General features: G+C 59.0%; 11 protein-coding genes. All 11 read right to left on the bottom strand.

From position 1 onward, the window contains the following. Positions 1 to 96: 96 nt before the first annotated feature. Positions 97 to 885 (bottom strand): ParA family protein, encoded by a 789-nt coding sequence (locus CFII64_RS27580; protein ID WP_020294169.1) that lies wholly within the window; start codon positions 883 to 885, stop codon positions 97 to 99. A 44-nt stretch (positions 886 to 929) separates the two neighbouring features. Beyond that, positions 930 to 1,820, bottom strand: coding sequence for a flagellar motor protein MotD (motD, locus tag CFII64_RS27575; RefSeq protein WP_020294168.1), 891 nt, complete (start codon positions 1,818 to 1,820; stop codon positions 930 to 932). A gap of 6 nt (positions 1,821 to 1,826) precedes the next feature. Continuing rightward, positions 1,827 to 2,567, bottom strand: coding sequence for a flagellar motor protein (locus CFII64_RS27570; RefSeq protein WP_020294167.1), 741 nt, complete (start codon positions 2,565 to 2,567; stop codon positions 1,827 to 1,829). After that, on the bottom strand, positions 2,567 to 3,706 hold the full coding sequence (locus tag CFII64_RS27565; RefSeq protein WP_020294166.1) for a chemotaxis response regulator protein-glutamate methylesterase: 1,140 nt from the start codon (positions 3,704 to 3,706) through the stop codon (positions 2,567 to 2,569). Before CFII64_RS27565 ends, CFII64_RS27570 begins: the two co-directional genes overlap by 1 nt. Positions 3,707 to 3,757: 51 nt before the next feature. Continuing rightward, complete coding sequence (locus CFII64_RS27560; RefSeq protein ID WP_020294165.1) at positions 3,758 to 6,040, bottom strand: chemotaxis protein CheA; 2,283 nt, start codon at positions 6,038 to 6,040, stop codon at positions 3,758 to 3,760. A 32-nt stretch (positions 6,041 to 6,072) separates the two neighbouring features. Then, positions 6,073 to 6,861: a protein phosphatase CheZ gene (locus tag CFII64_RS27555; RefSeq protein WP_020294164.1), complete on the bottom strand. Its 789-nt coding sequence runs from the start codon at positions 6,859 to 6,861 to the stop codon at positions 6,073 to 6,075. Positions 6,862 to 6,880: 19 nt separating this feature from the next. Further along, positions 6,881 to 7,255 carry a chemotaxis response regulator CheY gene (locus CFII64_RS27550; protein WP_177325461.1) on the bottom strand — a complete coding sequence of 125 codons (375 nt, stop codon included), beginning with the start codon at positions 7,253 to 7,255 and terminating at the stop codon, positions 6,881 to 6,883. A gap of 291 nt (positions 7,256 to 7,546) precedes the next feature. After that, a complete protein-coding gene (fliA, locus tag CFII64_RS27545; RefSeq protein WP_020294162.1) occupies positions 7,547 to 8,287 on the bottom strand; it encodes an RNA polymerase sigma factor FliA in 741 nt (246 codons plus the stop codon). Continuing rightward, entirely contained in the window at positions 8,284 to 9,117 is an 834-nt protein-coding gene (gene fleN / locus CFII64_RS27540) for a flagellar synthesis regulator FleN (protein ID WP_020294161.1), read from the bottom strand. Before fleN ends, fliA begins: the two co-directional genes overlap by 4 nt. Positions 9,118 to 9,232: 115 nt before the next feature. Then, positions 9,233 to 10,561, bottom strand: a complete 1,329-nt coding sequence (gene flhF / locus CFII64_RS27535) for a flagellar biosynthesis protein FlhF (RefSeq protein ID WP_020294160.1) — start codon at positions 10,559 to 10,561, stop codon at positions 9,233 to 9,235. Between the two features lie 11 nt (positions 10,562 to 10,572). Beyond that, positions 10,573 to 12,702, bottom strand: coding sequence for a flagellar biosynthesis protein FlhA (gene flhA, locus CFII64_RS27530; protein WP_020294159.1), 2,130 nt, complete (start codon positions 12,700 to 12,702; stop codon positions 10,573 to 10,575). Between the last annotated feature and the right edge of the window lie 236 nt (positions 12,703 to 12,938).

Below are 12,938 nucleotides of genomic sequence, written 5' to 3'. Positions count from 1 at the left end.
TTGACGCGATTACCGCTTGATTGAGTTATCGGCCGCAATGACGCGCGACTTGAATGCTTGTGCACAATGCGTGGCAAGAATGAGCAAAGGTCCACGTCAGGCCACCTGCGCCAGCAGCTGCTCGGACAACAGATGCTTGAGCAGCGCGCGATAGGCCAGCACCGCGCGGCTCTTGTTGTCGAACTGCGATGGCGTGACGCCGGCCCGGCTGGCGTCGCGCAGACGCGTATCGACCGGCACGTAGGCCTTCCAGACATGCTCTTCAAAGCTGTCACGGAGTAATTTCAGGGTACCCATCGAGGCCTGGGTCCGGCGGTCGAACAAGGTCGGCACGATGGTGTACGGCAATGGCGTCTTGCGTGAGCGGTTGATCATCGCCAAGGTGTTGACCATACGTTCCAGGCCTTTGACGGCGAGAAACTCGGTCTGCACCGGAATCACCAACTGCTGGCTCGCCGCCAGCGCATTGACCATCAAGACGCCCAACAACGGCGGGCTGTCGATCAATGCGTAGTCGTAGTCCTGCCACAACTGCGCGAGGCTCTTGGCGATGACCAGGCCCAACCCGTTCTGCCCCGGCGACTGACGCTCCAGAGTGGCCAGCGCGGTGCTTGAAGGCAGCAGCGAGATGCGCTGGTCACTGGTGGGCAGCAACAACTGACCGGGCAGCCCATCGGTAATGGCGCCCTTGTTCAGGAACAGGTCGTAGACACTGTGCTCCAGCAAGTCCGGGTCATGCCCGAAATAGCTGGTCATCGAGCCATGGGGGTCCAGATCGACAACGACCACGCGCTTGCCCGCCTCGGCCAGCAATCCGGCTAACGCGATCGTAGTGGTGGTCTTACCGACGCCACCTTTTTGATTGGCTACTGCCCAGACTCTCATTGTGTTTTTTCCTCCCGCCATGGCAATGGCCATAACGAGAATGACTAGGGGGCGGGTGACGAAGAATTGACGGTATTGCTGCGCACCGCTGGCTTGACTGGCGTGATTGCAGTTTGTGTGCCAGCACGACGCATTGCGGCATCCGGTTGTGCATTGGCCGCCGTGCCTGTCGCGGTCAGGCTGCGACGCACGTCCAGGTTACGGGAAATCACCAGCACGACCCGGCGATTACGCCCTCGCCCGTCGGCGGTGGTATTGGGGGCCACTGGCTGGAATTCGCCGTAACCCACCGACGCCATGCGGGCCGGATTGATGCCGTCCATGGCCAGCATGCGTACCACGCTGGCCGAACGCGCTGACGATAGCTCCCAGTTGCTTGGAAACTGCGCAGTGTTGATTGGCTGGTCGTCGGTAAAACCTTCGACATGAATCGGGTTGTCGAATGGCTTGATGATCTTCGCAACCTTCTCAATGATCGCGAACGCCTTGTCACTGGGCATCGCGTCGCCGCTGCCAAACAGCAGGCTCGAATTAAGCTCCACTTCGATCCACAGCTCGTTGCCGCGCACCGTCATCTGGTTGGATTTGATCAAGTCGCCGAACGCATCGCGCACATCATCGGCGATGGCTTTGAGTGGGTCCGAAGAGGTCTGGCCAATGCCGGCATCGGTCTGCTCGCTGTCCTTGACCAGCGGCTCGGCAGGCTTGATGGTCACCGGGCGCTGCTCGCCGATGGGAATCGGCTTCATGCTGCGTTCGGTCTCGCTGAACACACCCACCAGCGCCTGGGACAGAATCTTGTACTTGCCTTCGTTCAGCGACGAGATCGAGTACATCACTACGAAAAAGGCAAACAGCAAGGTGATGAAGTCGGCGTAAGACACCAGCCAACGCTCGTGATTTTCATGCTCTTCATGCTGACGACGGCGGGCCATAGCGCGTTACTCCATGAAACCTTGCAGCTTGAGTTCGATGGAGCGCGGGTTTTCGCCCTCGGCGATGGACAACAGGCCTTCCAGCAGCATTTCACGATAGCGCGACTGGCGCACGGCAATCGCCTTGAGCTTGTTGGCAACCGGCAACAGAATCAGGTTGGCCGAGGCCACGCCGTAGATGGTCGCGACGAACGCCACGGCGATGCCGCTGCCCAACTGGCTCGGATCAGCCAGGTTGCCCATGACATGGATCAGGCCCATCACCGCGCCGATGATGCCGACCGTTGGCGCATAGCCGCCCATGCTTTCAAAGACTTTTGCCGCCTGGATATCACGGGTTTCCTGGGTAATGAAATCCACTTCCAGAATGCTGCGAATCGCTTGCGGCTCCGCGCCATCGACCAGCAATTGCAGGCCTTTGCGCGCATAGGAGTCAGGTTCGGTATCGGCAATGGTTTCCAGACCGAGCAGACCTTCCTTGCGGGCGGTAAGGCTCCAGTTGACGACCCGGTCGATGCCGCCCGCCAGATCGATGCGCGGCGGAAACAGAATCCAGCCGACAATTTGCATCGCGCGCATGAAGGCGCTCATGGGCGACTGCAGCATTGACGCACCCAGCGTTCCGCCCAGCACGATCAGCGCCGCCGGACCATTGAGCAGCGCGCCCAGATGTCCGCCCTCGAGAAAGTTACCGCCAATGATTGCTACAAATGCGAGGGTCAGGCCGATCAGACTCAATATATCCATCAGATACACGCCTCGACCAGGTGCCTGCCGATATCGTCCAGGCTGTACACCGCATCGGCCAGGTCGGCTTTGACGATGGCCATGGGCATGCCGTAGATCACGCAGCTCGCTTCGTCCTGAGCCCAGATGTGACTGCCACCTTGCTTGAGCAGACGCGCGCCTTCACGACCGTCGGCGCCCATGCCGGTCAGCACTACGGCCAACACTTTGTCGCCATAGGACTTGGCGGCGGAACCGAAGGTGATGTCCACGCAGGGTTTGTAATTGAGGCGTTCGTCACCGGGCAGAATCTTTACCGCGCCACGGCCGTCAACCATCATCTGCTTGCCACCCGGCGCCAGTAGCGCTAGGCCCGGACGCAGAATGTCGCCGTCTTCGGCTTCCTTGACGCTGATGCGGCACAGCTTGTCCAGGCGTTCGGCGAACGCCTTGGTGAACGCTGCGGGCATGTGCTGGATCAGCACGATAGGCGCCGGGAAGTTGGCGGGCAGCTGGGTCAGAACCCGTTGCAGCGCAACCGGGCCGCCGGTGGACGTGCCGATGGCGACCAATTTGTAAGCCTTGCGTTTTGGCGCGGGCGACGAAGGCGCATGGCTGCTTGCGGCAGCCGGTGCCGACGAGGCCAATGGACGTGGAGCCGCAGTACTGCGAGCAGCGACAGGCGTGCCGGGCCTGCTTGCGGTGATCGGTGCGGGTGTCGCAGGTATTGGTGCCGGAGCGCTGTAACTACCCAGGCGCCGATTGCTGCGAGAAATGCTGTGGACTTTTTCGCACAGCATTTGTTTGACCTTCTCGGGATTGCGCGAGATGTCTTCAAAATTCTTGGGCAGGAAATCCACCGCGCCGGCGTCCAGTGCATCCAGCGTAACGCGGGCACCTTCGTGGGTCAGCGAGGAGAACATCAAGACCGGGGTCGGACAGCGCTGCATGATATGACGCACGGCAGTAATGCCATCCATCATCGGCATTTCGTAGTCCATGGTGATCACATCTGGCTTGAGCGCCAGAGCCTGTTCGATCGCTTCCTTGCCGTTGGTTGCCGTACCGACAACCTGGATGTTCGGGTCCGAAGAAAGAATTTCCGTGACGCGGCGGCGGAAAAAACCGGAATCATCCACCACCAGGACCTTGACTGCCATAAACACTCCATTAGGTTACGCGGGCAACAGATGTCGCCCGCGACACCGGAATCAAATACGCCGGGCGGCGTAACGCTTGAGCATGCTCGGTACATCGAGAATCAAGGCGATGCGACCGTCACCGGTAATGGTGGCGCCCGACATGCCTGGCGTACCTTGCAACATCTTGCCCAGCGGCTTGATTACCACTTCTTCCTGACCTACCAGCTGATCGACGACAAAACCGATTCGCTGAGTACCCACCGACAGGATCACCACATGACCTTCGCGCTGCTCTTCGTGAGCGGCCGAGCTGATCAGCCAGCGCTTGAGATAGAACAGTGGCAGGGCCTTGTCGCGCACGATCACCACTTCCTGACCATCGACGACGTTGGTGGTCGACAGGTCCAGGTGGAAGATCTCGTTGACGTTGACCAGCGGGAATGCAAAGGCCTGATTGCCCAGCATCACCATCAGCGTCGGCATGATCGCCAGGGTCAACGGCACCTTGATGACGATCTTCGAGCCCTGGCCCTTGGTGGAGTAAATATTGATGGTGCCGTTGAGCTGGGCGATCTTGGTTTTCACCACGTCCATGCCCACGCCACGACCCGACACATCGGAAATCTCGGTCTTGGTCGAGAAACCCGGTGCAAAGATCAGGTTGTAGCAGTCGCTGTCGCTCAGGCGATCGGCCGCGTCCTTGTCCATCACGCCGCGCTTGACCGCGATAGCGCGCAGGACATTGGGGTCCATGCCTTTGCCGTCATCGGAAATCGACAGCAGGATATGGTCGCCTTCCTGTTCCGCCGAGAGAATCACACGACCGCCACGGGACTTGCCCGAGGCTTCGCGTTCTTCCGGGGTTTCGATACCGTGGTCGACCGCGTTGCGCACCAAGTGGACCAGTGGATCGGCAAGGGCCTCGACGAGGTTCTTGTCCAGGTCGGTTTCTTCGCCGACCAGTTCCAGGTTGATCTCTTTCTTGAGCTGGCGGGCCAGGTCGCGAACCAGGCGCGGGAAGCGCCCGAAAACTTTCTTGATCGGCTGCATGCGGGTTTTCATCACCGCAGTCTGCAGATCGGCGGTGACCACATCCAGATTGGAGACGGCCTTGGACATGGCTTCATCGCCGCTGTTCAGGCCCAGGCGCACCAGACGGTTACGCACCAGCACCAGTTCGCCGACCATGTTCATGATCTCGTCCAGGCGCGCGGTATCAACCCGCACGGTGGTTTCCGCTTCGGAAGCCGGCTTGTCCGGACTCGCCGCAGCCGGAGCCTTGGCCGCAACAGGTGCCGCTGCTTTGGCCGGAGCTGGCGCAGCGGCTGGAGCTGGCGCAGCGGCTGGAGCTGGAGCCGGTTTGGCGGCGGCAACCGGCGCAGGCGCGGGCTTGGCAGCAACGGCGGCGACCGGCGCGGCAGCTATGGCTTCAGGCTTGAAACTGCCTTTGCCGTGCAGCTGATCCAGCAAGTCTTCAAATTCGTTATCCGAGATTTCGTTGCTGGACGAAGCGGCCGCAGCAACCGGCGCTGCAATGGCAGCCGCAGCAGGCGCAGGCGTTACCGCCGCAGCAGCGTCAAACGAGCCCTTGCCGTGCAGCTGATCCAGTAACGCTTCGAATTCATCGTCGGTGATTTCATTGCTTGCCGCAGCGCCGGTGCTGGCAGCCGGAGCCGCAGCAGCCACTGGCGTTGCGACGGCATCGACTGCGAACTGACCTTTGCCATGCAATTGATCAAGCAGCGATTCGAATTCCTGGTCGCTGATTTCATCGCTGGCCGCTGCCGGAGCAGAAGCAGCAACTGGCGTCGCAGCAGGCGCACTGGCTGATTCGGCGGCCTGAGCCTTGACGGCGTTCAGCGAGTCGAGCAGCAGTTCGAATTCGTTGTCGGTGATTTCGTCGGAAGCAGGAGCAGGCGCTTCCTCGACCACTGGCGCAGCAGCAGCCACTTCATCTGCGGATGCGGGCTCGGCCAGACGCGCCAGTGCCGCCAGCAATTCCGGTGTGGCGGGTGTGACCTCGGTACGTTCGCGAACTTCGCTGAACATGCCGTTGACCGCATCCAGTGCTTCGAGCACCACGTCCATCAATTCGGAGTCGACGCGACGTTCACCCTTGCGCAGGATGTCGAAAACGTTCTCGGCGATGTGGCAGCACTCCACCAGCTCATGGAGCTGGAGGAAGCCGGCGCCGCCTTTTACAGTGTGAAAACCGCGAAAAATTGCATTGAGCAAGTCTGCATCATCAGGTCGGCTTTCCAGCTCGACCAGCTGTTCGGACAATTGCTCCAGAATTTCGCCGGCCTCTACCAGAAAATCCTGAAGGATTTCTTCATCGGCGCCGAAGCTCATTGGGTGCTCCCTAAAATTAACCGTCAACAGACCTAGAAGCCAAGGCTCGATAGCAGATCGTCTACATCGTCCTGTCCGGACACAACGTCTTCTCGTTTATCGGCATGAATCTGCGGACCTTCACCCTGAGAGAGACCTTTTTGTGGATCTTTTTCTGCGAGGATTGCCTGGTCGTCGTGTTCGATGCCTGCAAAGCGATCGACCTGACTGGCCATGAGCACCAACTTGAGCAGATTGCTTTCGACTTCAGTGACCAATTGCGTGACGCGCTTGATGACCTGACCGGTAAGGTCCTGGTAATCCTGGGCCAGCAGAATGTCATTGAGGTGGGCCGCGACCTCGTGGGTTTCCTGCTCACTGCGTGTCAAAAAGCCGTCGACACGTTTAGCCAGCTCACGAAACTCTTCCGCGCCGATTTCCCGACGCATGAAACGTCCCCAGTCCTGGCTCAACGCTTTGGCGTCGGTACTCAAGCCGTTCATCAGGGGCGTGCTCAGCTCAACCAGATCCATCGTCCGGTTGGCGGCGTTTTCAGTCAGTTTGACAACATACGACAAGCGTTCGGTAGCGTCCGTGATCTGGGACACTTCTTCGGCCTGAGGCATGTTCGGGTCAATCTGAAAATTGACGATCGCGCTGTGCAGCTCTCGGGTCAGCTTGCCGACTTCCTGATACAAGCCGCGATCACGCGTCTGGTTCAGCTCATGGATCAATTGCACGGCTTCGCCGAAACGGCCTTTCTCAAGGCTCGTTACCAGCTCATGCGCATGTTTTTTCAGGGTTGACTCAAAGTCGCCCTGTGATGACTCGTTATGCTCCATAGCGCCCTCGCGGCAAACATCAGCTATTGACGCGCTCGAAGATCTTTTCGATCTTTTCTTTCAGCACTTGGGCCGTAAATGGCTTCACGACATAACCGTTGACGCCCGCCTGGGCGGCTTCAATGATCTGGTCACGCTTGGCTTCGGCCGTGACCATCAGCACTGGAAGGTGCTTGAGTCGTTCATCGGCGCGTACCTGACGCAACAGGTCAATGCCGGACATGCCCGGCATGTTCCAGTCAGTCACCAGAAAATCGAAAGCACCGCTCTGCAACATTGGCAGCGCGGTGAGTCCGTCATCGGCTTCGGCCGTGTTGGTGAATCCCAAATCACGCAACAGGTTCTTAATGATCCGCCGCATCGTTGAGAAGTCATCAACGATGAGGATTTTCATGTTCTTGTCCAATTCGACCTCCAAGCAGTCTTTAACGCGTTCAGCACCTGAACGCGCTGTTCAATCAATACCGGCACAGCTCACATCGGCTGTACTAAAACGACGACGGGCTTGGTAAATCAACAGTCAAGAAACCGGGCAGCAGCTCAACCTGCCGCCAGAAAGGTAAACCACCTTCCAACAGCTCGCAGCAGTGCCAATGACCGGTTCCCGCCTTGTCCATCTCCCCACACAACGCTTTGCACAGCCGGCCTACACGCACAGCGCAACCTTACGGATGCGCCCTGCCTGTCAACGCGCTCGCCACTCTCCCAAACGCCCTCGCAAACGAGCTGCGCACTGGCTGTGTAACTGGCTGACTCGCGACTCGCTGACCCCAAGGACCTCACCGATTTCCTTGAGATTGAGCTCCTCGTCATAGTACAGCGCCAACACCAGTCGCTCGCGCTCTGGCAAATTGGCAATCGCATCTGCTAACGCGGCCTGGAAACGTTCATCTTCCAGATCTCGTGATGGCTCAAGCGAACCGCTTGCGCCGTCCTCGTGCAGCCCTTCATGTTCGCCGTCCTGCAAAAGGTCGTCGAAACTGAACAGCCGGCTGCCCAGGGTATCGTTCAAAATCCCGTAATAATCATCGAGACTCAATTGGAGTTCGGCCGCAACCTCGTGATCTTTAGCGTCACGACCTGTTTTAGCTTCAATTGAGCGAATTGCGTCACTGACCATGCGCGTATTGCGGTGAACCGAGCGTGGTGCCCAGTCGCCTTTGCGCACTTCATCGAGCATTGCGCCGCGAATCCGGATACCGGCGTAGGTCTCGAAACTCGCGCCTTTGGTGCAGTCGTATTTGGTGGACACTTCAAGCAGTCCGATCATGCCGGCCTGGATCAGATCCTCGACCTGAACGCTGGCCGGCAAGCGCGCCAACAAGTGATAGGCGATACGCTTGACCAGCGGCGCATAACGCTCGATGAGCTCGTACTGCGAGTTCTTGGAGGTCTTGCTGTACATCTGATAGCCGCTGGCTGTCATTGGACAGGCCCCGCAAATGTCTGGTGGACAAGTCGCTCCACGAAGAACTCAAGATGGCCGCGCGGATTGGCCGGCAGCGGCCAGGTGTCGACTTTCTGCGCGATAGCCTTGAACGCCAGGGAGCATTTGGAACGCGGGAACGCTTCATAAACGGCACGCTGCTTCTGCACCGCCTTGCGCACACACTCGTCGTAAGGCACGGCGCCGACGTATTGCAGGGCAACATCGAGGAAGCGGTCAGTCACTTTGGTCAGCTTGGCAAACAGGTTGCGGCCTTCCTGCGGGCTCTGGGCCATGTTGGCCAGGACCCGGAAACGGTTCATGCCGTAGTCGCGGTTGAGCAGCTTGATCAGCGCATAGGCGTCAGTGATCGAGGTCGGCTCGTCGCACACCACCAGCAAGACTTCCTGGGCGGCGCGTACGAAGCTCACCACCGACTCGCCGATGCCGGCGGCCGTATCGATGACCAGCACGTCGAGGTTATCGCCAATATCGCTGAAAGCCTGAATCAGACCGGCGTGCTGGGCTGGCGTCAGGTGCACCATGCTTTGCGTGCCGGAAGCGGCTGGCACGATGCGAATCCCGCCAGGCCCTTGAAGGAGTACGTCGCGCAATTCGCAACGCCCTTCAATGACATCGGCCAGGGTGCGCTTGGGCGTCAGCCCCAGCAACACGTCGACATTGGCCAGGCCAAGGTCGGCGTCCAGCAGCATGACGCGCCGGCCAAGCTCGGCCAAGGCCAGCGAGAGGTTCACTGACACGTTAGTCTTACCGACGCCACCTTTGCCGCCGGTCACCGCGATCACCTGTACGGGATGCATGCTGCCCATGTTATTTCATTACCTTGTCTTGCGTAGACCGAAGCCACATTGGGGGCTGCACGTTCGCTGCGGAACAATGCGTGTCAGACCATCGATGCAGGTAAATTCCAGTAGTTCGTTTCACCTAACCCACCCGCTTGCTTGGGTTGTGGTACAGGTCGGCGAACATGTCCGCCATTGCTTCTTCGCTAGGCTCTTCCTGCATTTGCACATTGACTGCACGGGTCACCAACTGGTGCCGGCGGGGAAGGTGCAAATCATCAGGTATTCGCGGACCGTCAGTCAGGTAGGCGACAGGAAGCTCATGACTGATCGCCAGGCTGAGCACTTCGCCAAGGCTGGCGGTTTCGTCGAGTTTGGTCAGGATGCACCCGGACAAACCACAACGTTTGTAACTGTGGTAGGCAGCGGTCAGCACTTGCTTCTGACTGGTCGTTGCCAACACCAGATAATTGCGCGCCTTGATCCCACGTCCGGCAAGACTTTCGAGCTGCATGCGCAGGGCCGGATCGCTGGCTTGCAGGCCTGCGGTGTCAATCAACACCACGCGCTTGCGCAGCAGCGGCTCCAGGGCCTGAGCCAGCGACTGGCCCGGATCGACATGCGTCACTGGCACATTGAGGATGCGGCCCAGCGTCTTGAGCTGTTCCTGAGCACCAATGCGAAAGCTGTCCATGCTGACCAGAGCGATATTCTGTGCGCCGTACTTCAACACGTAGCGCGCCGCCAGCTTGGCGAGTGTGGTGGTTTTACCCATGCCAGCCGGGCCGACCATGGCGATCACGCCGCCCTCTTCCAGAGGCTCGATTTCCGGAGTTGCAATCATCCGCGCCAGGTGCGCCAGCAACATGCGCCAGGCCTGACGAGGCTCTTCAATTTCGCTGACCATGGCCAGCAGATCGCGGGACAACGGACCGGACAGACCGATACGTTGCAGGCGACGCCACAGGTTGGCCTGTTGCGGACGGCTGCCTTGCAGCTGATTCCAGGCCAGCGAACCCAACTGGACTTCCAGCAGTTCACGCAGGCCATTCAATTCGAAACGCATGTTTTCGTAAGCGCGCTGGCCGCCAGCGGGTTCCGCAGGGGCTGCGTGGGCCTGGACGAAAGGACGCGGCGGCTCTTCAAGCGTTGGCTCGATATGCGTGTCCGCAGCACTGAGCGGCATGCCGGCGAACAACTGGCGGTTGACTGACGGGTCACTGTCGCCGCGATTGTTCAGTTCAGCCTGGGCAGTAACAATTCGCGACTGGGTTTTGCGCAGCTCGTCTTCAAGCTCGATGTTCGGCACCCGAGGCGCCAGCGCAGACAACTTGTAATCCAGCGCAGCAGTCAGCTCTACGCCACCGGCAATGCGCCGGTTACCGATGATGGCCGCTTCTGCGCCCAGCTCATCGCGAACCAGTTTCATGGCTTGACGCATATCGGCGGCGAAAAATCGCTTAACTTGCATGACTCACTACCTCAGCCGTTCGGCCCGACAGTCGCTACGATGGTGACTTGCTTATTGTCAGGAATTTCCTGATACGCCAACACATGCATGTTCGGTACAGCCAGTCGTCCAAAGCGGGACAACATGGCGCGAACCGGGCCTGCAACCAAAAGAATTACCGGCAAACCCTGCATCTCCTGCCGCTGCGCCGCGTCGATCAACGAACGCTGGAGCTTTTCTGCCATGCTTGGCTCAAGCAGCACGCCTTCTTCCTGACCCTGACCTGCCTTCTGCAAACTATTGAGCAATATCTGTTCCAACCTTGGTTCCAGAGTGATAACTGGCAGCTCCGGCTCAATCCCTACAATGCTTTGCACGATTGCGCGGCTCAATCCCACGCGAACCGCGGCAACCAAAGCGGCGGTATCTTGACTCCTCATGGCATTGTTCGCGATGGCTTCGGCGATGCTGCGAATGTCGCGAACAGGCACCTGCTCGGCCAAAAGCGACTGCAATACCTTGAGCAACGCTGACAGCGAAAGAATCCCCGGAACCAGCTCTTCAGCCAGCTTTGGCGAGCTTTTAGCCAGCAATTGCATCAATTGCTGGACTTCTTCATGGCCGATCAGCTCATGAGAGTGTTTATAAAGAATCTGGTTCAAGTGCGTTGCCACTACCGTACTGGCATCGACCACGGTGTACCCCAGCGACTGCGCCTGGCTGCGCTGGCTGATTTCGATCCATACCGCTTCAAGACCAAACGCCGGGTCCTTGGCGGTAATACCGTTGAGGGTGCCGAACACTTGACCGGGGTTGATCGCCAACTCCCGATCCGGGTAAATCTCGGCTTCCGCCAGCGTCACGCCCATGAGCGTCAAACGATAGGCACTGGGCGCCAGATCCAGGTTGTCACGGATATGCACAGTGGGCATGAGAAAGCCTAGCTCCTGCGAGAGCTTCTTGCGCACGCCCTTGATCCGCGCGAGCAACTGACCACCCTGATTGCGATCCACCAGCGGAATCAAGCGATAGCCCACTTCCAGGCCGATCATGTCGATGGGGGTCACGTCATCCCAGCCCAGCTCCTTGGAATCCTGAACCCGGGTCGGCGACGGCAGCATTTCCTGCTGGCGCTTGACCTCTTCCAGCGCCTGGACCTTGACCACGTTCTGTTTTTTCCACAACAGGTAAGCGACACCGCCCGCTACCAGCCCGAGGCTGAGAAAGGAAAAGTGCGGCATGCCCGGCACCAGGCCCATGACAATCATGATCCCGGCGGAAACCGCCAGCGCCTTGTGGGAACTGAACATCTGCCGATTGATCAGCTTGCCCATCTCTTCCGAACCGGAAGCACGGGTCACCATGATCGCCGCGGCAGTCGACAGCAGCAGCGATGGCAATTGCGCCACCAAACCGTCACCAATGGTCAAAAGCGTATAGATCTTGCCCGCATCGGCAAACGTCATGTTGTGCTGCAGCATGCCGACCAGGATGCCGCCGATGAGGTTGATAAACAGAATCAACAGACCGGCGATGGCATCACCGCGCACGAATTTCGAGGCACCGTCCATGGAGCCGTAGAACTCGGCCTCCTGGGCGACTTCCAGACGCCGACGCTTGGCTTCAGGCTGATCGATCAGGCCGGCGTTCAAGTCGGCATCGATTGCCATCTGTTTGCCGGGCATCGCATCGAGGGTGAAACGCGCGCTGACCTCGGAAATCCGCCCGGCACCTTTGGTGATTACCACGAAGTTAATGATCATCAGGATCGCGAAAACCACGATACCAACCACATAGTTACCGCCGATCACCACCTCACCGAAGGCCTGGATCACCTTGCCGGCTGCGGCATGACCGTCCTGACCGTGCAGCATGACCACCCGCGTCGAGGCAACGTTGAGCGCCAGACGCAGCAGCGTCGCCACCAGCAAAATGGTGGGGAATACCGAGAAATCCAGAGGACGCAAGGCGTAGACGCAGACCAGCAGGACCACAATCGACAGCGCGATGTTGAAGGTGAAAAACACGTCCAGGAGGAACGGCGGCATTGGCAACATCATCATTGCCATCATGACCAACAGCAACAACGGCACACCCAACTGGCCCCGACCGAGACCCGCGAGATTACTGCGTGCGCTACTGATTAATTGAGAGCGATCCACCGATTTTTCACCTGCACTAAACCAAAACTTTGACGCCGAAGGCGACCTGAATTGACCTATTGCAAGAAGCTTTCCAACAGTGGACAAAGGGCCATTATTTGGAGAATTGGCTGTAGGAAGAGGTGTTGGCCTTTGCGACTAAGCCCGTCGTAACGAAAGCCGAGGCTTCGGCTTTTGATTTTCGCTTTTCCGTGCCGCGATGGCTCAGACACCGCCAAACGCGCGTCGGGAGGCTG

This window comes from Pseudomonas sp. CFII64, assembly GCF_000416235.1.
In the GTDB taxonomy this organism is placed as follows: Bacteria; Pseudomonadota; Gammaproteobacteria; order Pseudomonadales; family Pseudomonadaceae; genus Aquipseudomonas.
Note: the sequence above shows the minus strand (reverse complement) of the source record. Positions and strands in the feature narration are given on the sequence as shown.